The sequence below is a fragment of the Segeticoccus sp. genome, from assembly GCF_035708005.1.
Genome location: NZ_DASSTI010000129.1, coordinates 1 through 23,312, shown reverse-complemented (window position 1 = coordinate 23,312; position 23,312 = coordinate 1). Strand labels below are relative to the sequence as shown.

General features: G+C 71.6%; 24 protein-coding genes. 10 read left to right on the top strand and 14 right to left on the bottom strand.

Going from position 1 to position 23,312, the window contains the following annotated elements:
* Positions 1-27 precede the first annotated feature (27 nt).
* Complete coding sequence (locus tag VFL99_RS12685) at positions 28-822, bottom strand: alpha/beta hydrolase family protein (protein ID WP_325106730.1); 795 nt, start codon at positions 820-822, stop codon at positions 28-30.
* A 627-nt stretch (positions 823-1,449) separates the two neighbouring features.
* On the opposite strand from VFL99_RS12685, the gene VFL99_RS12680 reads away from it, so the two are divergent.
* The 4 genes from VFL99_RS12680 to VFL99_RS12665 are packed head-to-tail and all read left to right on the top strand — an operon-like array spanning position 1,450 to position 5,177.
* Positions 1,450-2,142 carry a 3-oxoacid CoA-transferase subunit A gene (locus VFL99_RS12680; protein ID WP_325106729.1) on the top strand — a complete coding sequence of 231 codons (693 nt, stop codon included), beginning with the start codon at positions 1,450-1,452 and terminating at the stop codon, positions 2,140-2,142.
* Complete coding sequence (locus VFL99_RS12675; protein ID WP_325106728.1) at positions 2,142-2,804, top strand: 3-oxoacid CoA-transferase subunit B; 663 nt, start codon at positions 2,142-2,144, stop codon at positions 2,802-2,804. The genes VFL99_RS12680 and VFL99_RS12675 overlap by 1 nt, the downstream gene beginning before the upstream one ends.
* A gap of 10 nt (positions 2,805-2,814) precedes the next feature.
* A complete protein-coding gene (locus VFL99_RS12670) occupies positions 2,815-4,284 on the top strand; it encodes a lipase maturation factor family protein (protein WP_325106727.1) in 1,470 nt (489 codons plus the stop codon).
* Positions 4,281-5,177 (top strand): hypothetical protein, encoded by an 897-nt coding sequence (locus VFL99_RS12665; RefSeq protein ID WP_325106726.1) that lies wholly within the window; start codon positions 4,281-4,283, stop codon positions 5,175-5,177. The genes VFL99_RS12670 and VFL99_RS12665 overlap by 4 nt, the downstream gene beginning before the upstream one ends.
* Before the next feature lie 4 nt (positions 5,178-5,181).
* Here the strand turns inward: VFL99_RS12665 and VFL99_RS12660 are convergent, their stop codons facing one another.
* The 3 genes from VFL99_RS12660 to VFL99_RS12650 all read right to left on the bottom strand — a co-directional run bounded on the left by VFL99_RS12660 (position 5,182) and on the right by VFL99_RS12650 (position 8,512).
* Positions 5,182-6,348 carry a serine hydrolase domain-containing protein gene (locus VFL99_RS12660; RefSeq protein WP_325106725.1) on the bottom strand — a complete coding sequence of 389 codons (1,167 nt, stop codon included), beginning with the start codon at positions 6,346-6,348 and terminating at the stop codon, positions 5,182-5,184.
* An 8-nt stretch (positions 6,349-6,356) separates the two neighbouring features.
* On the bottom strand, positions 6,357-7,799 hold the full coding sequence (locus tag VFL99_RS12655) for an amidohydrolase family protein (RefSeq protein ID WP_325106724.1): 1,443 nt from the start codon (positions 7,797-7,799) through the stop codon (positions 6,357-6,359).
* Between the two features lie 71 nt (positions 7,800-7,870).
* Positions 7,871-8,512, bottom strand: coding sequence for an ACP phosphodiesterase (locus VFL99_RS12650; RefSeq protein ID WP_325106723.1), 642 nt, complete (start codon positions 8,510-8,512; stop codon positions 7,871-7,873).
* Between the two features lie 143 nt (positions 8,513-8,655).
* On the opposite strand from VFL99_RS12650, the gene VFL99_RS12645 reads away from it, so the two are divergent.
* Entirely contained in the window at positions 8,656-9,207 is a 552-nt protein-coding gene (locus VFL99_RS12645; protein WP_325106722.1) for a hemerythrin domain-containing protein, read from the top strand.
* Between the two features lie 9 nt (positions 9,208-9,216).
* Positions 9,217-10,215, top strand: coding sequence for an SDR family oxidoreductase (locus VFL99_RS12640; RefSeq protein WP_325106721.1), 999 nt, complete (start codon positions 9,217-9,219; stop codon positions 10,213-10,215).
* A gap of 6 nt (positions 10,216-10,221) precedes the next feature.
* Here the strand turns inward: VFL99_RS12640 and VFL99_RS12635 are convergent, their stop codons facing one another.
* Complete coding sequence (locus tag VFL99_RS12635; protein WP_325106720.1) at positions 10,222-10,872, bottom strand: nitroreductase family protein; 651 nt, start codon at positions 10,870-10,872, stop codon at positions 10,222-10,224.
* 46 nt (positions 10,873-10,918) lie between these two features.
* On the opposite strand from VFL99_RS12635, the gene VFL99_RS12630 reads away from it, so the two are divergent.
* On the top strand, positions 10,919-11,923 hold the full coding sequence (locus VFL99_RS12630) for a lysylphosphatidylglycerol synthase transmembrane domain-containing protein (protein WP_325106754.1): 1,005 nt from the start codon (positions 10,919-10,921) through the stop codon (positions 11,921-11,923).
* Here VFL99_RS12630 and VFL99_RS12625 read toward each other — a convergent pair.
* Entirely contained in the window at positions 11,865-12,473 is a 609-nt protein-coding gene (locus tag VFL99_RS12625; RefSeq protein WP_325106719.1) for a class I SAM-dependent methyltransferase, read from the bottom strand. The two genes, VFL99_RS12630 and VFL99_RS12625, sit on opposite strands and share 59 nt — an antisense overlap.
* 10 nt (positions 12,474-12,483) lie before the next feature.
* Positions 12,484-13,407: a glycosyltransferase family 2 protein gene (locus tag VFL99_RS12620; RefSeq protein WP_325106718.1), complete on the bottom strand. Its 924-nt coding sequence runs from the start codon at positions 13,405-13,407 to the stop codon at positions 12,484-12,486.
* 75 nt (positions 13,408-13,482) lie between these two features.
* Here VFL99_RS12620 and VFL99_RS12615 point away from each other — a divergent pair, with 75 nt between their 5' ends.
* Entirely contained in the window at positions 13,483-14,919 is a 1,437-nt protein-coding gene (locus tag VFL99_RS12615) for a glycosyltransferase family 39 protein (RefSeq protein WP_325106717.1), read from the top strand.
* Here VFL99_RS12615 and VFL99_RS12610 read toward each other — a convergent pair.
* The 6 genes from VFL99_RS12610 to VFL99_RS12585 form a co-directional block, all read right to left on the bottom strand.
* Positions 14,884-15,522 (bottom strand): TetR/AcrR family transcriptional regulator, encoded by a 639-nt coding sequence (locus tag VFL99_RS12610; protein ID WP_325106716.1) that lies wholly within the window; start codon positions 15,520-15,522, stop codon positions 14,884-14,886. The genes VFL99_RS12615 and VFL99_RS12610 overlap by 36 nt on opposite strands.
* 22 nt (positions 15,523-15,544) lie before the next feature.
* On the bottom strand, positions 15,545-16,555 hold the full coding sequence (locus tag VFL99_RS12605) for an aldo/keto reductase (RefSeq protein ID WP_325106715.1): 1,011 nt from the start codon (positions 16,553-16,555) through the stop codon (positions 15,545-15,547).
* A gap of 13 nt (positions 16,556-16,568) precedes the next feature.
* Entirely contained in the window at positions 16,569-17,675 is a 1,107-nt protein-coding gene (locus tag VFL99_RS12600) for a Zn-dependent alcohol dehydrogenase (protein ID WP_325106714.1), read from the bottom strand.
* A 65-nt stretch (positions 17,676-17,740) separates the two neighbouring features.
* Positions 17,741-18,106 carry a hypothetical protein gene (locus VFL99_RS12595; RefSeq protein ID WP_325106713.1) on the bottom strand — a complete coding sequence of 122 codons (366 nt, stop codon included), beginning with the start codon at positions 18,104-18,106 and terminating at the stop codon, positions 17,741-17,743.
* Positions 18,103-19,206, bottom strand: a complete 1,104-nt coding sequence (locus VFL99_RS12590; protein ID WP_325106712.1) for a glycosyltransferase — start codon at positions 19,204-19,206, stop codon at positions 18,103-18,105. Before VFL99_RS12590 ends, VFL99_RS12595 begins: the two co-directional genes overlap by 4 nt.
* A gap of 26 nt (positions 19,207-19,232) precedes the next feature.
* Positions 19,233-19,919 carry a hypothetical protein gene (locus tag VFL99_RS12585; protein WP_325106711.1) on the bottom strand — a complete coding sequence of 229 codons (687 nt, stop codon included), beginning with the start codon at positions 19,917-19,919 and terminating at the stop codon, positions 19,233-19,235.
* 528 nt (positions 19,920-20,447) lie between these two features.
* Here VFL99_RS12585 and VFL99_RS12580 point away from each other — a divergent pair.
* Together VFL99_RS12580 and VFL99_RS12575 are read left to right on the top strand one after the other, a co-directional pair.
* Positions 20,448-21,812 carry an HD-GYP domain-containing protein gene (locus VFL99_RS12580; protein WP_325106710.1) on the top strand — a complete coding sequence of 455 codons (1,365 nt, stop codon included), beginning with the start codon at positions 20,448-20,450 and terminating at the stop codon, positions 21,810-21,812.
* Complete coding sequence (locus tag VFL99_RS12575) at positions 21,809-22,894, top strand: HD-GYP domain-containing protein (protein ID WP_325106709.1); 1,086 nt, start codon at positions 21,809-21,811, stop codon at positions 22,892-22,894. Before VFL99_RS12580 ends, VFL99_RS12575 begins: the two co-directional genes overlap by 4 nt.
* Here the strand turns inward: VFL99_RS12575 and VFL99_RS12570 are convergent.
* Positions 22,891-23,312, bottom strand: a 422-nt coding sequence (locus VFL99_RS12570) for a hypothetical protein (protein WP_325106708.1), incomplete at its 5' end; no start/stop codon positions are given. The two genes, VFL99_RS12575 and VFL99_RS12570, sit on opposite strands and share 4 nt — an antisense overlap.

Sequence of the window (23,312 nt, the reverse complement as noted above, 5' to 3'; positions counted from 1 at the left end):
TGCGCGCCAGAACGCCCGCGTGAGAAGTCATCCCGTCGGCTCGCCCCTGCCGCCGAGCAGGTCAGGCAGCAGCGCGACCACGGTCGCCCAGGCCGCCGACGACGGGTCGATGAGGGTCAGGTGGTCGCCCTGGACAGGGTGCAGGACGGCCCGGTCGCCGGCCTCGGTGGCCGCGTCGACGTAGGCCGTACTCTGGGCGTAGGGGACCGTCGTGTCGTCCTTGCTGTGCACGCAGTAGACGGGCACGCCGATCGGCAGGCGCCGGATCGGGTCGGCCGTCCGGTAGTGCTGTGGCACCTGGGCCGCGGTGCCACCGAGCAGGTCCCACACCGCCGTGCCTCGCAGGCCGGAACGTCCGGCGACGGTCAGATCCAGCACCCCAGCCTGGGAGACGACCCCGGTCAGGTCAACCCGCGGGGCGGCGAGGGGCAGCGACGGGTCGCCGGGCCTCACCGCCGTGCTAGCACGTCCGGCCAGCAATGCTGCGAGCTGTTCGCCCGCCGAGTGGCCGATGGCCACCACGGCCGAGGTGTCGATCGGGCCGTGGTCGCCTCCCAGGGCCACCTCGGCAAGCTTGTCGACGCCCGTGGCGACATCCAGGAACGTCGCCGGCCAGCCGCCGCCGCCCCCCAGACGTCGATATTCCAGGTTCCAGGCGACCCAGCCGCGCCCGGCCACGTCGGCGGCCAGCGGTGTGCCCAGGTCGGCGGTGTATGCCGCGCGCCAGAACCCACCATGGATGATCACCACGGTGCCTGGCCGACGTCTGCCACCAGGCAGATGCAGGTCGGCATACTGCGAGCGGTCCGAGCCGTAGGGCACCCGGACTCTCGTCCTGCGGGCTCCCGACGTGCTGCTTGATCTGGCCGGAGTGTGACCCGGTCGGGCCCGCGGGGCGGCGTGACCGCCACCTGCGCAGCCCGTGAGGCCGGCTCCGGCAGCGCCGGCGAGAAGACCCAGCGCGGTCCTGCGGCTGAAGTGCTTCTCATCCACCACGGTGCTCCTTCTCGTTCGCACGGCAGGTTTGCTCATGCCGCTCGTTCGAAGCGAGCACCACCGGTGGATGGTGGCAGGAGCGGTGTCGACCTTCTGACCAGATCTCTGACCGAGACTCACGGGGATGCGATGAGAGGCGCGGCGATGGAGGCGCCACGAAGGCAGGGATCGTGCGGCATGGCCACCAACCATGGCGCGCCGCGAGGCGGCTGAGCGCTATCCGTGTCTGCTCATAACCCGGAGGTCGCAGGTTCAAATCCTGCCCCCGCTACCACGTCGAGGAAGGGCCCGGACCACATGGTCCGGGCCCTTCGTCGTTGCTCGGGTCGGCTCTCAGGTCGGTGCAGCCGGCACCGCCGCCAGCGCGCTGTCAGCTGCCGACCAGACGCCGGTAGCCGACGCCCTCGAGCGCCAGGTGTCCCACCGCTCCGGCGGCGACCTACCGTAAGGGGCATGCGGGTGGAGATCCTCGAGAGTGTCGACGAGGCGGTCGCGGGCATCGAGGACGGCAGCACCGTCCTGGTCGGCGGGTTCGGGCTGGCCGGGATGCCGTTCGACCTGCTCGACGGGCTCATCCGGCAGGGAGCCACCGACCTGACCATCGTGAGCAACAACGCCGGCAACGGCGAGGTCGGTCTGGCCGCACTGCTCAAGGCCGGTCGGGTGCGGAAGGTGATCTGCTCCTTCCCGCGCCAGTCCGACTCCTACGTCTTCGACGAGCTCTACCGCTCCGGCCGGATCGAGCTCGAGGTCGTACCGCAGGGCACCCTCGCCGAGCGGATGCGCGCCGCCGGTGCCGGCATCGGCGCGTTCTACACCCCCACCGGCGTGGGGACGATGCTCGCCGAGGGCAAGGAGACCCGCAGCATCGACGGGCGCGACTACGTGCTGGAGTACCCGATCAAGGGTGACGTGGCGCTGATCGGCGCCCACCGCGCCGACCGGATGGGCAACTTGGTCTACCGCAAGACCGCCCGCAACTTCGGCCCGGTGATGGCCACCGCCGCCACGACCACGATCGCCCAGGTTCACGAGGTCGTGCCGGTCGGCGGCCTCGACCCCGAAGCGGTCGTGACGCCGGGGATCTTCGTCGACCGCGTGGTCCGGGTCGAGGCCCGCCACTACACCGTGCAGGGAGCACGCTGATGCCGCTCACCACCGTCGAGCTCGCCGCGGTCGTCGCCCGTGACATCCCGGCGTACTCCTACGTCAACCTCGGGATCGGCCAGCCCACCAAGGTCGCCGAGCACCTGACGGAGGACCAGGGCATCGTGCTGCACACCGAGAACGGGATGCTCAACATGGGGCCGGCCGCGGTCGGTGACCAGGTCGACCCTGACCTGACCAACGCCGGCAAGGTGCCCGTGACCGAGCTGCCCGGTGCGTCCTACTTCCACCACGCCGACTCCTTCCTGATGATGCGGGGCGGGCACCTGGACGTCTGCGTGCTCGGCGCCTTCCAGGTCTCGGCGGCGGGTGACCTGGCGAACTGGCACACCGGAGCACCGGATGCGATCCCGGCCGTCGGCGGGGCGATGGACCTCGCGCTGGGCGCCCGGCAGGTCTTCGTGATGATGCGGCTGTTCGACAAGCAGGGCCGACCGAAACTGGTGCCGGAGTGCACCTACCCGCTCACCGGGCTCGCCTGCGTCAGTCGGGTCTACACCGACCTGGCCGTCATCGACGTCGGACCGGACGGTGCCACGGTGCGCGAGACCTTCGGAGCCACGGTCGACGACCTGCGGAGGCGTCTCGACGTGCCCTTGGCGACGCGCACGCGAGATGCCGGGAGCGACCCGCCGACCTAGCCTTCACTGCATGGGCGGGACGCTCACCGCGCAGGGCACGGCCTGGTTCGTGGCCGACGGGCAGTGGCTGGGCCGTCTGGTGTTCCAGCGGGCGCTGGCGGCGGTCTACGTCGTGGCGTTCCTGTCCGCGCGCAACCAGTTCCGCGCGCTGCTGGGGGCGCACGGACTGCTGCCCATCCCGGCATACGTGCGGCGTGTGCCCTTCAAGCGGGCACCGAGCCTGTTCCAGTGGCGCTACTCCGACGGCCTCTTCGAGGCGGTCTGCTGGGTCGGGATCGTCCTCGGCCTCGCCTCCGTGATCGGCGTGACGGGGGCGCTCCCGCTGGGGGCCTGCATGGCGGTCTACGCGGTGCTGTGGGCCCTCTACCTGTCCATCGTCAACGTCGGGCAGACCTGGTACTCCTTCGGCTGGGAGTCGCTGCTGCTCGAGGCCGGCTTCCTCGCGATCTTCCTCGGCAACGGCGCCACCGCACCGCCGGTGCTCATCCTGTGGCTGCTGCGCTGGCTGCTGTTCCGGCTCGAGTTCGGCGCCGGGCTGATCAAGATCCGCGGCGACCGGTGCTGGCGCGACCTGACCTGCCTGCGGTACCACCACGAGACGCAACCGCTGCCCAACCCGGCGAGCTGGTGGTTCCACCACCTCCCGATGCCGTTGCACAAGGTGGAGGTGCTCGCGAACCACTTCACGCAGCTCGTCGTCCCGGTGCTGGTGTTCGCACCGCAACCGGTCGCGGGGTTCGCGGCGCTCGTGATGATCGTGACGCAGTGCTGGCTCGTGTCGAGCGGGAACTTCGCGTGGCTCAACGTGCTCACGATCACCCTCGCGATCCCGGTGCTCGGCGACGGGCTGCTGCACCACGGGCTGCCGTTCTCCGCGCCCGCGCACCTGGTGTCACCGGCGTGGTGGGAGAGCGTCGTCGTCGCCGTGACGGTGTTGATCCTCGCGTTGAGCTACCGGCCCGCCCGCAACCTCGTGTCGCGTCGCCAGCTCATGAACGCGTCGTTCGACCAGCTCCACCTCGTCAACACGTATGGCGCGTTCGGCGGCATCACCCGGGTACGACACGAGGTCGTGGTCGAGGGAACCGCCGACTCGGCGATCACGGACACGACGACCTGGCACGAGTACGGCTTCCGGGGGAAGCCCGGTGACGTCCGCCGCCGTCCGCCGCAGGTCGCGCCGTACCACCTGCGGCTCGACTGGATGATGTGGTTCGCGGGGATCTCGCCCGCGTACGCGCGCAGCTGGTTCGGCGGCCTCGTCGAGCGCCTGCTCCGCAACGACCGCGACACGTTGCGGCTGCTGCGCACCAACCCGTTCCCCGACGAGCCGCCGATGTTCGTGCGCGCGCTGCTGTACCGGTACCGGTTCACGACGTGGCGTGAACGCAGGCAGACCGGGCGGTACTGGGATCGTGACGTCGCCGGCGAGTTCCTCCGTCCCGTCCGTCGCCAGCACGAGACGGCGGTGCGAGGATGACCGGACCCGTCGGTGCCGCGGTCGTCGGGACGGGCGCGCTCGGGTTCGGGCTCGTCGCATCCGCGACGGGATTCGGGTTCCGGCACGGCCTGGACTGGGACCATCTCGCCGCGATCGGCGACATCACCGGCGCGCAGCCGACACCACGCCGGTCGATGCTTCTCGCGACGGCGTACGCCGTCGGTCACGGCCTCGTCGTGCTCGCGATCGGCCTCGCCGCGATCGCGCTCTCGGAGCGCTTCCCGGTGGCGCTCGACGACGTGATGGCGCGCGTCGTCGGCGCGACGCTCGTCGCGCTCGGGCTGTACGTGCTCGTGCAGCTGCCGCGCCAAGGTCGCGACTTCCGCATGCGCAGCCGCTGGATGCTCGTGTTCGCGTTCGTGCGCCGGGTGATGGGCCGCCACCGCGACGCGGCGCACGTCGTCGTCATCGAGCACGAGCACGCGCACGACCACGACGCGCGCCATCCCCACGTGCACGCGACACGGTCGGACGCGCGCGAGCGCGTCGCGGTCACGCAGACGCACCGCCACGTCCACCACCACGTCGTCGAGGTCTCGGACGAAGCGTTCGCCCGATGTGGCTTCGGGACTGCGCTCGGCGTCGGGATGCTGCACGGCGTCGGCGCCGAGACCCCGACGCAGGTCGTGCTGTTCGCGACGGCGGCCGGCGTGAGCGGCAAGGGGGGCGGCGTCCTGTTGCTCGTCGCGTTCCTCGTCGGCCTGTTCGCCGCCAACACCGCGGTCGCGCTCGCGGCGACGTTCGGCTTCGGGACCGCGTCACGCGGGTCGCGCGCCTACGTCGCGATCTCCGCGGTCACCGGTGTCGGGAGCCTCGTCGTCGGCGCCGTGTTCCTCGCGGGCGCGGCGAGCGTCCTGCCCGCGCTCGCGTGAACGTTCAGGCGAGCGCGTCGTAGCAGGCGTTGATCAGCGTGTAGCTGCGCTGGTCACCCGCGAGGCCGACGTCCATCCGGTTCATGACGTACCCGAACGCGAGGTCCGCGTCCGGGTCGGCCCACCCCGCGGAGCCGCCCGCGCCGAAGTGACCGAACGAGCGGGGCCCGCCGAGCCGGACGAGGCTCGACGGCAGGATGAAGCCGAGGCCGAACTGCAGGTCGAGGTCCATGAGCACGATGTTCGGGCCCTTCGTCCGCTGCGTCGTCGCGTCGCGTACCTGCGCGTCCGAGAGCAGGCGCACGCCGTCGACCTCGCCGATGCACGCGGCGTACATGCGCGCGACCGAGCGCGCGTCCGCGATGCCCGCGGCCGCGGGCACCTCGGCGGCGTGCATCGCGCGGGTGTTGAAGATGCCGTCCTCCGAGAACGAGCCGCCCGCGGTCAGCGCCTTCACGACCATCGAGTCGGGTCCGAGCAGGCCGGCCATCGAGGCGCGCGACTCCTCACCGGGTGGCGCCGGGGCGTCGCCCAGCACGCTCCCGTAGAGGCGCGCGACACGTGCCTCGTGCTCCTCGGGCAGCCCGATCCAGAAGTCGAGCCCGAGCGGCCGCGCGACCTCCTCGTGGAAGTACGTGCCGATCGTGCGTCCCGTCACCCGCCGGACGACCTCGCCGACGAGGTACCCGAACGTCACCGCGTGATAGCCGTGCGCGCTCCCCGGCTCCCACACGGGCGCCTGGTGCTCGAGCGCGTGGATCATCGGCTCCCACGCGAGCGCCTGCTCGAGCGTCAGCGGCTCGTCGACCCACGCGAGCCCGGCCTGGTGCGACAGCAGCTGCTCGACGGTGATCGCGGACTTGCCCGCCTGTCCGAACTCCGGCCAGTACTCGACGACCGGCGCGTCGACGTCGAGACGTCCCTCCTGCGCGAGCTTGTTGGCGCACACGGCGGCGGCGCCCTTCGTCGTCGAGAAGACGAGCACCATCGTGTCGCGCTCCCACGGCGCGTGGGTCTGCACGTTCGTCTCGCCTCCCCACAGGTCGACGACCGGACGGCCGTGGCGGTACGCGCAGAACGCCGCGCCGATCTCGCGCCCCGCGTCGAAGTTCTTCGCGAACGCATCGCGCACCGGCTCGAAGCCGGGTTCCGTGAAGCCGTCGATGTCCATCGGTCCCCCTACGTCTCGATCGTGAGCGCGCGGACGGCGTCCTCGACGACCGTGCCGCTGAAGAACTTCGGGTTGCCCGCGCTCCACAGCGCGGCCGGGTTGCGGAACACGAAGTCCGCGAAGTCGTCCTCGGTGAGGTGACCGTCGGTGACGAGCTCGTACGCCTCGGGAAGGACGTCGCGCGTGTCGGGCACGTCCCAGTGACCGACGTCGGACGCGAACACGGCGCGCAGACGCGAACCGAGCGGGTGCAACGACCGCGCGAACGCGAGCGCGTTGAGCGGGTCGTCCGCCTCGCACCCGAAGAAGAACTGCCGTGTGAACACGTCGACGACGTCCTCCGGACGCTCGATGCCGCTCTGCGCGAACTCGTCGATCACGGCGGGATCCTCACCCGGCTCCGAGAGCATCGTGAGCGCGTCGTCCAGACGCTCGCGGCGTGTCTTCACGCCTTCGTCCGCGAACTCGTCGAGCAGCGCGCCGAGCTGCGCGCGGTCCAGGCGTTCGGGGTCGTAGTGGGCGATCGCGTCACGGTTGCGCTTCGACCAGTGGCCGAGGAAGTCGGCGAGGAGGCTGCACGCCCACGCGACACCACCTTCCTGGAACGCGAACCGCAATCTCGGGAAGCGGCGGGGGACGCCGCCGAACAGCAGCGACCGGGCCGTACCCTCGCCGGCCGCGGCGAAGTTCCCGATGTGGTTGTACATGTAGTTCGTCGTCGACGCGCGCGTGCCCCATCCCTGGCCGCTGGCGTGGAACGTCGCCGCCACGCCGAGCCGGTCGCACGCCTCCCACAGCGGTGTGTAGTCGTACGCGGAGTCGTGGCCGAGCGTGTCGATCCACCGCGCGGCGGGATGGTCGAGGCCGGGCACGGGACGGGGAACCGCGCCCGAGAGCATGACCGCCTTCAGCCCGAGCACGCCGACCGCGTGTTCGAGCTCGTCGACCGCTTCCTCGGGCGTGAACGTGGGGATGCACGCGACGGGCGCGAGACGGTCGGCGAACGGGCTGTACGCCTGCGCGTAGTACGTGTTGCACGCGCGCGCCATCGCGCGCCGCAGCTCCTCGCCCGGGTACGCCGTCACCGTGAGCCCGTACGTCGGGTAGAGCACCGCGAAGTCGATGCCGATCTCGTCCAACCGTTCGTACAGGAGCGCGGGGAGCATCGCGGTGGCACGGTCGAGCGTGTTCGCGGACGGCAGACCCCACCACGGGCTGCGGGTGCGCCCGATCGCACGGCGCGCGTCCCCTGGCGGGACCTGCCTCATCAGCTCCGTGCCGTGCACCATTCGGTCGAGCTCGCGCGCGACCGACTCGCCCGCGAGCTCGACGACGTTGTCGCGCACGAGCGGCAGGAACTCGATCAGGTGACCGTCGGAGTCGACGACGGGATGGTCGAGCCGCGCCCGGACCCGCGCGGTCGCGTCACTCGGCGCGAACCGCTCGCTCACGTTTCTCGCTCTTGCGCCTGCGGCGCGGGCCGCTCGGGCCCCGCTCCCGCTCGCCTCACCGGCTCGCTCGCTCACGCCACGCGTCCAAGTCGGGTGCGCACGTCGTGGACGATCTCGCGCGCGCTCGACGTGACGTCGGACCGGAGCGCGGCGAGCTGCACGGTGACCGCGTCGACGTGTTCGCGGGACAACGCGAGCCGTGGCCTCCGCGCCGTCATGCGGTGGAGGCGTTCGGCCGTGAACCGCGGGTCGACGTAGCGCGCGGGTTCGAGCGTCGTCGCGATCCGTACGAGCGCGGCGCGCCACCGGTCGCGGTCGGACGCCGGCGCGATCGCGACGACCTCGGACGGTGCCGACGACGCGCGTGCGAACACGTCGGCGACCTGGAGACGCACGCGCGCGTCCGTCATCAGCGCGCCGTCGAGGAGCAGCTCGACGCCGGCGTGCGCGCAGGCACGTGCCGGGCCGCGGGGTACGCCCGCGGTGAAGAGCGCGTCGCGCAGCGCGTAGCAGCGCGAGGTGAACCACGCGTGCGCGTGGAACACGTCGTCGCACGCGCGGTGGTGCGCGACGCCCGCGGCGATGGTCCCGGCCGCGCCGCCCAACCGGACGCCGGCCATCGCCGCGAAGTCCGGCAACGCGGCACCGAGCGCGAACTCCGGTTCCGAGGGTGCACGGTCCGCGGCGAGCGCCACGTGCGCGACGAAGTTCATCGGGCGGAGCGTACCGGGGGAGGGTTGAGCCCGGCCCCTGGCGGGAATCGGAATGCAAGACCTGGACGCGACGGGAGACGAAGCGCAGGCGTGGCCGGAGGCCGGGACGCCGGAGCGGAGTCGACCAATGAACAGGAGCACCCATGGCTGCGAACGACGTCATCGGCGCGATCCTCGAGGATCACGCGGAGATCAAGCAGATGATGACGAAGGTCGAGACGGCGACGACGAGCGACGCCAAGGAAGAGGCGTTCCATTCGCTCGTGCGCAAGCTCGCGATCCACGAGACGGCGGAGGAAGAGGTCGTCCATCCGCTGACGCGCAAGGCGCCCGACGGCGAAGCGGTGACGAAGGAGCTCCTGCAGGAAGAAGATCAGGGCAAGAAGGTCCTCGCCGAGCTCGAGAAGATGGACGTGAACGACAGCGAGTTCGGCGTGAAGTTCGAGAAGCTTCGCCGCGACGTGCTGCACCACGCCGAGGAGGAGGAGCAGCAGGAGCACCCGCGCCTCCAGGCCAGCGTCGACGACGGCAAGCTGCGCGACCTGACCAAGGTGTTCCGCGCGGCCGAGCAGACCGCGCCGACGCACGCGCACAAGGCCGCGCCCGAGTCCGCGACCGGCAACATGGTCGCCGGGCCGCTCGTCGCGATCGCAGATCGCGCGCGCGACGCCATCCGCTCCGCGATGAAGCACTGACCGCCGGACATGGGCAAGGTCGCGGTCATCACGGGAGCGACCGCGGGCGTCGGGCGCGCGTGCGTCAGGATGTTCGCGGAGGCGGGCTACGACGTGGGCCTGCTCGCGCGCGGCGCGGGCGGGCTCGACGCCGCCGTCAAGGACGTCGAGAGCGCGGGCCGTCGCGCGTGCGCGGTACCGACCGACGTCGCCGACTTCGACCAGGTGGTCGCGGCCGCGCAGCAGGTCGAGCGCGAGCTCGGTCCCATCGACGTGTGGGTCAACGACGCGTTCAGCTCGGTGTTCGCGAAGTTCACGGACATCGAGCCGTCGGAGTTCCGTCGCACCACCGAGGTGACCTACCTCGGCCAGGTGCACGGCACGCGCGTCGCGCTCGACCACATGCTCCCGCGTGACCGCGGTGTCATCGTGCAGGTCGGGTCCGCGCTCGCGTACCGGGGCATCCCGCTCCAGTCCGCGTACTGCGGCGCGAAGCATGCGATCAAGGGCTTCACCGAGTCCGTCCGCACCGAGCTGCTGCACCAGGGCACCAACGTGAGGATCACGATGGTGCAGCTGCCCGGGTTGAACACGCCCCAGTTCAGCTGGGTGCTGTCGCGGCTGCCGAACCATCCGCAGCCCGTCCCCCCGATCTTCGAGCCCGAGGTCGCCGCGCGCGGCGTGTTGTTCGCGGCCGAGCACCCCAACCGGCGGGAGTACTTCGTCGGCGGCAGCACCGCGGCGACCATCGCCGGCAACGCGATCATCCCGGGCCTGCTCGACCGCTACCTCGCGCGCACCGGGTTCAAGAGCCAGCAGACGAAGGACCCGGTGAGCCCGAACCGTCCCGCCAACCTGTGGCACGCGGCCGACGAGACCGAGGACTACGGCGCGCACGGCGAGTTCGACGCCGGCGCGAAGCACCGCAGCTACCAGTGGTGGTTCACGAGCCACCGCCGCAGCGTCCTGACGGGCCTGACCGCCGCGCTCGCGAGCGCGGCTGCGGTGGCGCTCAAGCGGAGGCGCTGATCGCCGTCACCAGCGGTCCCAGTGGACGACGTCGTCGACCGGGCGGCGTGGCGCGGGACGGAAGTCGTCGCCGAGGGTGTGACCGACGGGGATCAGCGCGACCTGCGTGACCTCGTCGAACGGGATCCCGAGCACCGTGGCGGCCTCGGCTTCGAGCTCGAGGTGCGCCGTCGTCCACGACGTGCCGAGCCCGCGGGAGCGCGCCGCGAGCATGAAGCTCCACACCGCGGGCAGGATCGACCCGAACGCGGTCGCCTGATCCGCGAGCGGCGCGCCGTCGAAGCGCCCGTCGACGCACGGGACGACGAACGCGGGCACCTCGTGGACGTGCTCGTAGAGATAGCCGGCCGACGCGAGGACACGCCGGCGCGTCGCCCGCTCGCCGTCGTCGAGCGTCCGGCGACGTGTCTTCGTGCCGCGCGTCCGTGTGTTGTAGGCGACCGCGGCGCGCCGGTAGACGTCGGCGAGCGCGGCGCGCGTCGCGTCGTCGGTCACGACGACGAAGTGCCACTCCTGGTCGTTGGACCCGCTCGGCGCCTGGAGCGCGAGCGCGAGGCACTCACGCAACAACCCGGGCTCGACGGGACGCGTCAGGTCGAGGCGCCGGCGGACCGCACGCGTCGTGGTCAGGAGCTCGTCGACGTCGTCCAGCCGCACGGGTGCAGGACCGTACCCGCTCACGCGCCTTGTAGGCTCCTGAGCCCTGAAACGTGCGCAACTCGCCCGACTCACGACGGCCGTCGGCATCGTCATCGCGATCGCGGGCGGTGTGTTCGTCGTCCGCGCGATCGCCTCGCAGTGGACGGACGTCCGTCGCTCGATCGACGACGCCAACGTCGCGTGGCTCGCGGTCGGCGGTGCGCTCGCCGCGCTCACGATGGTCGCGATCGCGCTGCCGTGGCGGCGTGCCCTGGCGCTGCTCGGCGCGGACGTCACGTGGCGCGCCACGCTCGTGTGGTACTTCGTCGGCGAGATCGGCAAGTACGTGCCCGGTGGGATCTGGCCCGTGGTCGGACGGGCCGAGCTCACACGCCGCGGAGGCCTCCCGCGAGCCGCGTCGTACGCGAGCGTCGCGCTGTCGCTCGGCGCGCTCTACCTCGCGGGGATGCTCGTGGCTGCCGCGCTGCTGCCACTTCGGTTCCTGCACGGCGGCGCGACGAGCTGGCTGTGGGTCCTCGTCCTGCTCCCCGTCGGTGTCGTCGCGCTGCACCATCGGGTCCTGACGTGGCTCGTCGCGCGCGCCGAACGACTGCTCAAGCGCGAGCTGACGATCGTCATCCCGCGCTGGTCGCAGTCGTTGCGGCTCGTGCTCGAGTACGTCCCGAGCTGGCTGCTGCTCGGCACCGCGACGTGGTGCATCGCGCGGGCCTTCACGCCCGACGCGTCGTGGATCACGATCGCGCCCGCCGCGATGATCTCGTGGGTCGCGGGATTCGTGCTCGTACCCGTCCCCGGCGGGATCGGCGTGCGCGAGGCGGCGTTCGTCGCGCTCGTCGGCGGCGGGATCCCGTCCGGCACGCGGGCCGCGATCGCGGTCACCGCGCGCCTCGCGTTCATGCTCGTCGACGCGCTCGGTGCCGGAATCGGCGCGTTGTGGCGCGCCGGACACGCGCCGGTCCGCGTCGCCGGCGGCGCGGGTGAGACCGCGCCTACGCGCGAACCCGAGCCGCGACCATCGTCCACGGCGGCGGGTTCGACACACCCGTGACGTCGAGCGCTCCGCCGACGAGCGCGACGAAGCGCCGGCGAGACCAGTGCTGGACGTGACCGGGCGTGTTGCCGAGCGCGGACCAGTACTTGCCACGCGCCATGTTGGCGACCCGCCACAGCGGCTCCCACGGCACCGAGACGACGACGTCGCCCGACGCGACCCGAGCGATCTCGCGCAGCGCCGCCTCGGGACGGGGTACGTGCTCGAGCACCTCGATCGCGAGCACGAGGTCGAACGTCGCGTCACGGAACGGGAGCGCGGCGACGTCCGCGAACGCGCCCGGAAGGTCGCGTGTCTGCCAGTGATCGGCGAGCGTCGGGTCCGGGAGGTCGATGCCGGCGATCGCCGCGTCGGGATACCGCTGCCGCACGCGCGCCGCGATCTCGCCCTCGCCCACACCGACCTCGAGGATCCGCGCCGGCGCACGTGACGGCAGCGACACGTCGAAGCGCGCCATGAACCCGGACATGAGCCGGCGCTCGATCGGGTTGGCGCTCGCGTACTTGTCGTAGGCGTTGCCGGTCGGAACGGCCGACTGCGTCGTCACGACCCGGTCGTCACAACGAGGCGGGTTCGACCTCGTCGGCGGGTTTCGCCACGCGCACGATGAGGTCGGCGAGCAGACCGATGCCGAGGAACAGCAGACCGGCGAACAGGATCAGCAACGTGTTCGCGGCGAGCCGGAAGTCGCGGTTCCACCAGTCGAAGCCGAGCTTGGCGAGCCCGAGCGCGAGCAACGTCGTGGAGAACGGCAGGAATACGCGCAGCGGCTTGTAGGACAGCACCATGCGAACGACCTGGACGAGGTAGTTCTTCGTGTCGCGCCACCAGTGGAACTTCGACTTGCCGGCGCGCGTCGAGTACTCGATCGGGACGTACTTGATGGAGTACCCGTTGGCGAGGAAGGCCATCGTGATCGTGGTGACGTGCGAGAAGCCCTGGGGCAGGAGGTGCAGGTACTGGCGAGCGACGTCGGCCCGGAACGCGCGCATCCCGGAGTTCAGGTCGGGGATCGGCTTCTCGACGAGGTAGCTCGCGAGCTTGCGGATGATCCACTTCGCGGGCACCCGCAGGGCCTTCTGCGTGCCCTGCTCCGAGGTGCGCGCCCCGACGACCTGGTCGTAGCCGTCGAGCTCCTTCACGAGGCGCGGGATCTCGTCGTTCGGGTACGTCATGTCCGCATCGGTCCACACGACGACGCGGCCGCGCGCGGCGTGGGTACCGGCGCGGCGGGCCGCGCCCGACCCGCGGTTCTGCGGGAAGATGATCAGGCGGATGTGCTCGATGTCGCGGAGCTCCTCCGCCGACCCGTCACGGGAGCCGTCGTCCACCACGACGATCTCGTAGGTGTAGGGCGACGCGTCGAGCGCGTTCCGGATGCGGTCGATCTCGGTCCGGATGTGGCCCCGCTCGTTGAACACGGGCAGCACGACGGTGACATCGGGATCCGACGTCCCCCCCGCGCGATCGGTGTCGGTCACGAGTTCCGTGCGGGAGAGGCTAGCGCCGCTCGCGCCGGGTGCGCACGAGGACGCGCAGGGTACGGTTTGCGCCTCATGAAGCGGGGTCGACCGGCCGGCGTGGGGGAGATCGCGTCCGAACGCGAGGACCGCGGTGTGCGCCGCCTGCTCGCTCGGGGCGGGCGTCTCGGGTTCGGTCGCGGCCTCGTGGTCGTCTGGCTCCTCGGGCTTGCGGTGCGCCTGACGGACGTGCTGTGGCTGCGGTGGCCGCACCTTCCCTTCGGCGGTGACGCGTTCGCCTACAGCGGCGGTGCGAACCTCTTTGCCCTGGGCAGGGGGTTCGTCCAGCCGTTGAGCGGGTTCCTGGGCGGGCCCGTGCGGCAGACGGCCGACCATCCGCCGCTCTACACCTTGTACCTCGCACTCGTCGCGTTCTTCGACCCGGCCAAGTACACGTCGCAGCTCACGTTCATGCTGTGGTCGTGCGTCCTCGGCACGATGACGATCGTCCTCGTCGCGCTCGCCGCACGGTTGATCGCGGGGAACCGCGCCGGGATCATCGCCGGGATCATCGCCGCCGTGTACCCGGGCATGTGGGTGCACGACGGGATGCTGCTGTCGGAGACGATGGCCCTCTTCACCGCGGCAGGCGTTCTGCTGTTCGCGTACCGGTTCTCGGCGAAGCCGAGCATGTGGCGCGGCGTGTGGCTCGGCTTCTGGTGCGGTGCAGCCGCGCTCGCCCGCCCCGAGCTGGTCCTGACCGTGCCGTTGCTGGTCGTCCCCGTCGTCCTCCTGTACTCGCGCGTGCCATGGTCGCGGCGCCTCGGATGGACGGCGGCCGCGGTCGCGACGAGCGCGCTCGTGCTCGCGCCGTGGGTCGGGTACAACGCGGCCCGCTTCAAGGACCCGGTGCTCCTGTCCACCAACCTGGGTGGAACCCTCGTCGCCGCCAACTGCCACGGCACGTACTACGGCAAGAACATGGGGTTCAAGGACTACGAGTGCGCGCACACGAACTTCCAGACCGTGCTGGCGCATCATCCGAACTTCGGGTCGCTCGACCAGTCGCAGCAGGACCCACTCCTCCGGGCCCAGGCGCTGAAGTACGTCAAGTCGCACATCAGGCGCTTCCCGCTCGTCGCGGGGGCCAGGATCGGGCGGATCCTCGGGTTCTACCAGCCGTTCCAGGAGGTCGAGATCGAGCACGTCCTCCTGAAGCAGCAACGTACGGTCGAGTTCAGCCTCGTCGTCGGCTTCTGGATCGTCGGCTCGCTCGCGGTCGCGGGTGGCGTGATCCTCCGCCGACGGCGCGTCCCGATCTGGCCCGCGGTCGTGGTGCCCGTGATCGTCGCGATCTCCGTCGCGACGACGTTCGGACAGCTGCGCTACCGCGCGCCCGCCGAGGCCGCGGTCGTCGTACTTGCCGCGGTGGCCGTCGATGCGGGCGTCACCGCGCTCTGGCGCCGCCGCGAACGTCGGGGCGTCGACCCGGAGTCGTCAGCGGAGCCGCCCGTGGGCGCGCTCACCCCCTGACGCGCTCCCCGCGACCGCGTCCGGTTCGCCGGTCCGCACACCGCGCAGGCCGAACCACGCCATCTCGGACAGCCACCGCGCGAGGCGTCGTGGGTCGCGCTCCGCATCCGCGCGTTGCAAGCGCCGGCTCGTCGCCTCCGCCATCCCGACGAGCGCGTGTGCGAGCACGCGCCGGTGCTCCTCGTCGACGTCGATGTCGATGAGCCCCGCGATCAGCTCCGCGATCTGGTCGATCGTGTGCTGCACGAAGCGCGAGAACTCGGGGTCGTTGCGGACCGGCGCGCCGAACAGCACACGGAACCCGGCATCGTTCTCGGTGACGAAGCGGAAGTACGCGGTGAACCCTGCCTCGACACGCTCGCGACCGGTGTGCGCTTCGCTCGTCGCGCGACGCACGTGCGTGAGCAGCCGCGACTCGACGTCGCCGAGCACCTCGCCGTAGAGCGCGCGCTTCGACGGGAAGTGCTGGTACAGGACGGGCTTGGTCACGCCTGCCGCAACCGCAACCTCGTCCATCGACGTGCCGTGGAACCCGCCGGCCGCGAACACGTCGCACGCGACGTCGAGGAGCTGACGGCGTCGCTGGTCGGCGGGGAGTCGCATGCCCGCCGAGGCTAGACGTGCCTCAGGACGCGACGCTCGACTTGAGCGGCATCTCGAAGCGGTCGGTGTGGTCGAAGTTGCGTTCCCACGCGGCGTCGAGCTCCGACTTCTCGTCCCCGGTCAACGGCAGGTCCGCGGCAGCCGCGTACTCGCGCACCTCGTCGGCGTCGACGCACGTCGGCAGGACGGTCGTGAACGTGTCGAACGCGAGGATGCCCGCCATGGCCGCCTGACCGATCGTGCGGCCGGTCTCCGGCGCCCACAGGAACGTGAGCGTGTCGGCCTTCTCGAAGTTGTCGAGCATGTTGTCGCGGTTGCGGTACGCGCGATGGTCGTCCTCCGCGAACACGGTGTCGCGGTCGATCTTCCCCGACAGCACGTCCGACGCGTGCGGGACGCGTGAGATCAAGCCGACGCGACCGTCCGCGACCGCGGGCTGCGCGGCAAACGCGCGACCCGGCTCCTGCTCGAGGACGTTGAACACCGTCTGCAACGCGACGATGTCGCGGTCGCGCAGGGATTCGATCCCTTCCTCGACCCAGCCGACCGCGGGACCGAGCGAAACACCGACCTCGCGCACCTTGCCCTCGGCGCGCAGCTTCGCGAGCTCGTCCCACAACGCGTCGTCGCGCACCGGGTCGACCCGCACGTTGTGGAGCTGCAACAAGTCGATCGCGTCGCGCTCCAGCCGGCGCAACGAGTCCTCGACCTGCTTGCGCACACCCGCGGGCGTCCAGTCCTGCGGGCGCTCCGACTGGTGAGCCATGCGCGGCGCGTGGATGTCGTAGCCGCACTTCGTCGTGATCACGACGTCGTCGCGACGGCCGAGCAGCTCCGCCACGAGACGCTCGCCGTAGCCGTCCTCGCCGTACGCGGGCGCGGTGTCGAAGAACGTGATCCCCGCGTCGAGCGCGGCGTGCACGAGCCCGGCCTTGTCGTCGACCCGACCCCACCAGTCGGTCGCGATCGTCCAGAACCCGAACCCGACCTCCGACACCTCGAGGTCGCTGTCACCGAATCGGCGGTAGCGCATCGTCGCCCTCTCGCTACGAGTACTTGATGACGGAACGGGCGATCGAGCCCGACCCCATGTTGGCGAGCGCGTCGTTGACACCGCCGAGCGTGATCTCGTTCGAGATGAGCTCGTCGAGCATGAGCTTGCCCTCGGTGTAGAGGCGCGCGTACTTCGGGATGTCCTGGTGCACGTTCGACGAGCCGTACCAGCAGCCGCGGATCTGCTTCTCCATGATCACGAAGCCGAGCGCGGCCGGGATCGTCGTCATCACGTCCATCTTCGGTACGCCGACGAGCACCGCCTGACCGCCCCGGCGCGCCATGTTGAACGTCTGGTCGATCGTGTCGGCCAGGCCGATCACCTCGAACGCGACGTCCGCGCCGCGCCCGCCCGACAGCTCCATCACCGTCGCGACCGGGTCACCGTCGGACGCGTTGACGAGGTCCGTCGCGCCGAACTTCTGCGCGGTCTGCAGCTTCCCGTCGTTCATGTCCACCGCGATGATCCGCTCCGCGCCCGCGTGGCGCGCGCCCTGGATCACGTTGAGGCCGACGCCGCCGCACCCGACGACGGCGACGGTGTCGCCCTTCGCGATGTCGGCCGTGTTCACCGCGGCGCCGAAGCCGGTCAGCACGCCACATCCGATCAGCGCCGCCGCCGCGAGGGGCATGTCGCCGGGGATCTTCACCGCGCCGATCGCCGGGACGACCGTCTCCTCGGAGAACGTGCCCGACGCGGCCATCTGGAACAGCGGCTGGCCGCCGGCCGAGAAGCGCGACGTCATGTCGAGCAGGCCGCCGCTCATCGCCGCCGCCGAGCCGGGCTCGCACAGCTCCCCCTGGCCGTGCTTGCAGAAGTAGCACTCGCCGCACTGCGGCACCCACGAGATCACGACGTGGTCGCCCGGCGCCAGGTTCGTGACGCCCTCACCGACCTCCTCGACCACGCCCGCGCCCTCGTGACCGAGCACCGACGGCAGCGGGCTCAGCAGCGTGCCGTTGGTGACGGACAGGTCGGAGTGGCACACGCCCGACGCGCCGAGTCGGACGCGGACCTCACCCGCCTTCGGCGCCTGGAGATCGACGTCGACGATCTCCAACGGCGAACCGATCTCCCTGCACACGGCGGCCCTGGGCATTGGTGGCTCCTTGCTCGTTCAGGCGTACGACGCGGACGAGAACCTGACTGTCCGGTCAAGGGTACTCAGCGGGCGTCGTCTCTCTCCGCTCGCTCACGCTGCTGGTCGCGCTCCGCTCGCTCACGCTGCTGGTCGCGCTCCGCTCGCTCACGCTGCTGGTCGCGCTCCGCTCGCTCTCGCGTCTGGTCGCGCTCCGCTCGCTCCGCCGCCCGGATCCCGTACCCCATGACGATCGGGACGGGCAGGATCACGCACGACGCGACGAGGCCGGCGATGCACACGGCGACGAGCGCGCGCGGGAAGCCGCTCGCGGCGCCCGCGACGAACGCGACGATCGCGAGGAGCAGGGCCCCGTAGCCCACACGCTTCGCGACTCGTACACCCGCCGCCAGCCGCGCGCGGTGGCGCGCGACCGGATCGTCCGTGCTCACGCCGTCCGCTCCTCGGGCACGACCGCCCGCGCGAGCACGTCCGCGAGGCGGTCGGGAAGCATCGCGAGCGACAGGTGCCGGCGCACGGCCTCCAGGTTGCGTGCGCCCGTCGGGTCGGCGGGAGCGCGCAACCGGCGGACGACGGTGTCGACGTCGTCGAGCGAGGGTGCTGCGAGCCCGATCGCCGCGAGCTCGTCGCGGACGGGATACGGACCGGCGACGACGAGCCGGCGCGCGATGGTCGCCTCGACCAGCGGGTTGCCGAACCCCTCCCACGTCGAGGGGAAGACGACGACGTCCGCGGCGGCGTACGCGTCGGCGACATCGCCGACACGCCCGATCGTGACGGGCACGGCCGCACCGCGGACGAGCGCGTCGAGCGTCGGTCCGTAGCCGTCCTCGGCCGGACCGGTGAGCCAGTACCGGACATGGCGGTCCGGCAGCTCGCGCTGCAGCGCGGTGGCGAACGAGAGACCGCCCGGCACGTTCTTGCGCTCGATCGCGCGCGTCGGTTGCAGGACCACGAGGTCGTCGGGCCCGAAGCCGAGCGCGTCACGCGTCGCGTCGCGCGCGCCGGGCTCGGCATCGACGTCGAAGCAATTCGGGACATGGACGACCCGCGCCGGAGCGAACCCGCGCGTGAGCAGCTCGTCACGCGAGCGCGCGTTGATCGTCACGTGCACGACATGCGGGGCGTCGGGCGGGAGGTCGGTCACGTGCGCGGTCGCGGCGCGCTGCCACGGCAGGTCGTGGTGATGGAGCACGACGGGGACGCCGGCGCGCTCGACGACGCGCGCCACGGTCCGTGCCGCGTGCGGGTTCAGCGGCAGCGAGCAAGTGTTCTCGACGACGACGAGGTCCGCGTCGACGACCGCGTCCTCGAGCGCGCGCTTGGACGGCGACGCGCTCGCCGGCGGGTCGATGGCGAGCCAGGAGAGCGCGGCGTCGCCCGGCCGGGCGCCGTCGAGCAGCTCGCCGGCCACGCGCCGGACGTCGAAGCCGAGCGCGCGCAGGGCGCGTTCCCACTTCAGCGCCTCGACGGAGACGCCGTCGGTGCCGCCGAGGCGGAAGGAGACGACGCGCGCGACGAGCGAGGTCACGCTCGCACGATAGGCGCACGTCGCCGTCAGGCGAGCTGCGGGAGACGGCGGTTCGTCGCGTCGAGGACCGCGCGCGCGACGGCGTCGGTGTCCTGGTGGTTGCGCACGAGCGCCGATCCCGAGACGAGCTGCTCCCCGCCCGTGAGCACGAACACGATCGTGACGACCGCGACCTCGTTCGGCCCGACGCGTAGGACCTGCGCGCTCTCGACGTCGAGGCACTCGGCGGCGGGCTCGAGCTGGCGGAGCGCATCCAGCGTCGCGGTCGCGACGAGCCGGTGCCGTGTCGCCGCCGCGATCGACCCCTCCGCGAAGCCGACGACCTCACCGCCGCGCTCGGCGTCGTGCCCCGCAGCTCCGCGCATCGTCACCCGCACGAGCGAGCGCAGGCCGCTCGTCTCGGCGGTGATCGCCTCGATCGTCGGTCTCCCCGCCTGCGCTCCTGCGGCCGGCTCGCCGGCCGGCGGCCCGTCCGCGCCGAACTGCACGACCGACACGACCCGGCGGTCGATCTCGATGCCGAACGACGCCAGCGCGACGGACTGGATGTCACGTACGACCTGCTTCGGGTGCTTGCCCGGCAGCGCGAGGACGTGCACCTCGGTCGGCATGCCCGTCTCGTCGGCCACGATCCGTGCTGCCGAGATGTCGGGCAGTCGGCAGAGCTCGCGCTCGAGCTCGCGCAGCTCGAGGTCGGGTTGCGTGTCCCCCACTGGTCGGCCCTCCCTGCCCGGGGCCGTCAGGATACGCCCCCGCCCACCACGGTGTGTCGCCGATCGAGTGCCCGGGAGGCCGCCGACGCCACGCACTGTTGTGGCGCGTGTGGTTGTTGCACATTATTGTTGCGCCTGTTCCAGGCACGGCCGTCGGGCCCGGGGTGGCGCACGACCGTGTTCTGCACCAGGATTCCAGCGGGGCAGGCAACCCGACCGACAACCACCGAGAGCGAACAATCACCGACTATCGGGAGGAATCGGAGGAGTCACCGCGCCCGACCGTCACGGACGGAGACGGCAAGGCCCCGGAGCGACGATCACACCCCGAGCGGAGCGGATCGCCCCCGGCGCGACAGCGGGTCGCCGGGGAGGACACCGTGAAGGGGGTCTTCGACGTGAAGAAGGCCTACGTCCGTATCGCTGCGATCGCCTCGGCACTGGCTGCGCTGCTCCTCGCGGGCGGCGCGAACGTCCGCTGGAGATAACAACGACCGGGGCCTTGCCGTGTCCTTCCGGAAGGTTCGCGTGCGCATCCGTCGCCCCAACCGCGTCGATCTGATCTGCGTCGCCGTCGGGTTCGCCGCCGTGACGGCGGGCGTCTTCGTCGCGCGCGCGTCGGCCGCGCCCTCGGTCGCTCCGCTCCTGCTCCTCGGCGCGCTGTTCGCGTTCGCCGAGCACGAGGGCGTCGTCGTCGGCGAGCGGACCGGCATCAGCGCGAGCTTCATGGTGACGATGGCCGCGGTGGTCGTCTTCCGGGCCGAGCACTCGCTGCTCGGGCCGATGCTGGTCGGCGCGATCGGCGGCGCCGCCTACCTCCCGCACTTCCGCCCGTTCGACTGGCGAAAGCTGGTGTTCAACGTCGGCAACTACGCGCTCGCGAGCCTGTGCGCCGCGCTCGCGTTCGCGGCGGTGCCGCATTCGACGAGCAGCTTCGTGCCGACGTTGCTGGTCGTCTCGATCCCGAGCGCGGTCGTGAACTCGGTGATCGACGTCGTGCTCGTGACCGCTGTCGTCTCGGCGTCGACCGGCTCGTCGTTGCGCGGCTCGTTCCGCGAGATGGCGCCGACGTACCTGCACGTCTACCCGTTCGCGGTCCTCGGCGTGTTCATGGGCCGGCTCTACCTGGAGATCGGCGCGGCGTCCGTGCTGCTGTTCATCGTCCCGATCCTCATCGCACGGCACACGTTCCAGACCTACGTGGACCTGAAGCAGGCGCACGAGGCGACGATCCGCATCCTCATCCGCGCGCTCGAGGCGAAGGACGCGTACACGGCGGGACACGCGGAGCGGGTCGCGATGTTCGCGCTCTACATCGGGTCGGAGCTCAACCTCTCACCCGCGCGACAGGAGCGGCTGCGCCTGGCCGCGCTCATGCACGACGTCGGCAAGCTGATCGTCCCGAACCATCTGCTCAACAAGCCCGGCCGCCTCACGGCCGAGGAGTACGCACGCGTCCGCCGTCACGAGCACGTGTCCATGGAGCTCCTGACGCGCATCGACTTCCTCGCGCCCGTCGCGCCGAGCGCGTCGAGCGAGCACTCGCGCTTCCGGCCCGTCTCCGACGATCGCGGGCAGCCGATCGAGCCGCACATCGTCGCAGTTGCCGACGCGTTCGACGCGATGACGTCGACGCGCTCGTACCGGCGCGCGCTGACGCAGCAGGTCGCGTTCGACGAGCTCCGCAAGAACGCCGGCCGCCAGTTCCACCCGCGGTGCGTCGACGCGCTGATCACCGCGATCGAGCGACGCGGCGAGCACTACGGCGCCGGGTACGAGGACGGGACCGGAGAGTGGGCCACACCCCCGCCCGACGCCGGCACCGGGTCGGCGGGCCTCGGCGACCTCCTGCCGGAGCCCGCGCCGCGCCTCGCCTCGGGTGGCGTCGCGTGAGCGCGGGCGCGCTCGCACTGCTCGCGGCGGGGATCGTCGCCGGCGAGCTGCTCGAGATCAGATCCGAGCGCGGCCCGGTGCTCCCCCTCGCGCACTCCGTCGTGCTCGTCGTCGCCGTGGTGGCGACGGTCCCGCAGTTCGCCGCGACCGTTGCCGCCGCGCAGGTCGTCGCCGCCTTTCTGCGAAGGCAGCGGACGGTCGCGTCTCGCGCCACGCTGCTCGCGCAGCGTCTCGCGTCCGCGGCCGCGGCGTGCGCGGTGTACCGGGTCGGCGTCGACGTCGTCTCGCACGGGCACACGCGGTGGGCCGTGCTCGGCTCGCTCGTTCTCGCCGGTGTCGCGCAGATCGCCGTCGACGAGGCGGTCGTCGCGATCCGGTCCCGCACCACGGACGTCGTCCTGCGCGCGTGGGCGGCCGAGCTCGCGCTCGTGACGAGTGGCGTCCTCATGGCGATCGGCGCGGACGGCATCGGTCACAGCGGTGGGATGGGCCTGTGGGGCGTGCTCGTCTTCTCGGTGCCTCTCCTCGCGACGTGGTACTCGTTCAGCCGCCTGGGCGCGATCCGGCACACCTACGACCAGACCATCCGCGCGCTGTCGCTCGCTCCCGAGCTCGGCGGGTTCGTGCGCGCCGGCCACGCAGCGCGGGTCGCGGACCTCTGCGTGGCGATGGGGCGCGAGCTCGGGTTCGACCACGACGCGCTGCGCAACGTCGAGATCGCGGCCCGCCTGCACCATCTCGGTCACCTGTGTCTCGACGATCCCGAGGTCCTCGGCCGTCCTGCCGATCCGTGGGAGGTCGCGGAGGCGGGTGCGGTGATCCTGCGCGCGACCGACTACCTCGCGGCCGCGGGAGACGTGCTCGCGACGGAGCCGCTGCGTCACCGGCGCGCTCTCGAGGTGCTCGACGAGCCCGGCGCGCTCGGCGGTCACGTGCTGAAGGTCGCGAGCGCGTACGACGAGCTGACCGCGGGCGACGCGTCGCGGTCGCGTGCCGCGCTCGAAGCACTCCACTCTGGTCCCGGCTACGTCTACGACGGGCGGGCGCTCGACGCGCTCGAGCGCGCGGTGTCGCGCGGTTAGGGCGTCGCGAGCCACCCCGCCGCGTCCGCGCGTTCCGCTCGTAGCGTCGCCTCGTCGAGCGCGTCGAGAACGATCTCGCGGCGTGGTGTCCTCGGCCGTGCCGGTGGCGTGCTGTACGACGGTGACGGCGCGGGGACCGGGACGCGCGGCGTGGGCGTGTCCGCGTTGCGGGTGCTCGTCCGGCGCGCCGGCGCGTACGGCGCGGCGAAGACGCTCTCCCACGCGTCCTCGTCACGCCGGCTGGCCCAGAAGCACACGTCGACGAGACCGACCGCGAGGATCAGGTCGCCGAACGACAGCAGCTCGTGGAACGGTGCCGGCATCAAGATCCGGTCGTCGAGCACGGTGAGGAGGTCGCCCGGGCGCTCGGGACGGTGCTTGACCGACGTCTCGACGCGCGACACCACACGGCCGTGCG

Excerpts from the sequence above, each read along its gene's own strand:
- VFL99_RS12600 (WP_325106714.1), bottom strand. The coding sequence starts at position 17,675 with ATGCCCAGGGCCGCCGTGTGCAGGGAGATCGGTTCGCCGTTGGAGATC.
- VFL99_RS12665 (WP_325106726.1), top strand. The coding sequence starts at position 4,281 with ATGACCGGACCCGTCGGTGCCGCGGTCGTCGGGACGGGCGCGCTCGGG.
- VFL99_RS12680 (WP_325106729.1), top strand. The coding sequence starts at position 1,450 with ATGCGGGTGGAGATCCTCGAGAGTGTCGACGAGGCGGTCGCGGGCATC.
- VFL99_RS12675 (WP_325106728.1), top strand. The coding sequence starts at position 2,142 with ATGCCGCTCACCACCGTCGAGCTCGCCGCGGTCGTCGCCCGTGACATC.
- VFL99_RS12605 (WP_325106715.1), bottom strand. The coding sequence starts at position 16,555 with ATGCGCTACCGCCGATTCGGTGACAGCGACCTCGAGGTGTCGGAGGTC.
- VFL99_RS12645 (WP_325106722.1), top strand. The coding sequence starts at position 8,656 with ATGGCTGCGAACGACGTCATCGGCGCGATCCTCGAGGATCACGCGGAG.
- VFL99_RS12650 (WP_325106723.1), bottom strand. The coding sequence starts at position 8,512 with ATGAACTTCGTCGCGCACGTGGCGCTCGCCGCGGACCGTGCACCCTCG.
- VFL99_RS12660 (WP_325106725.1), bottom strand. The coding sequence starts at position 6,348 with ATGGACATCGACGGCTTCACGGAACCCGGCTTCGAGCCGGTGCGCGAT.
- VFL99_RS12670 (WP_325106727.1), top strand. The coding sequence starts at position 2,815 with ATGGGCGGGACGCTCACCGCGCAGGGCACGGCCTGGTTCGTGGCCGAC.
- VFL99_RS12640 (WP_325106721.1), top strand. The coding sequence starts at position 9,217 with ATGGGCAAGGTCGCGGTCATCACGGGAGCGACCGCGGGCGTCGGGCGC.
- VFL99_RS12610 (WP_325106716.1), bottom strand. The coding sequence starts at position 15,522 with ATGCGACTCCCCGCCGACCAGCGACGCCGTCAGCTCCTCGACGTCGCG.
- VFL99_RS12615 (WP_325106717.1), top strand. The coding sequence starts at position 13,483 with ATGAAGCGGGGTCGACCGGCCGGCGTGGGGGAGATCGCGTCCGAACGC.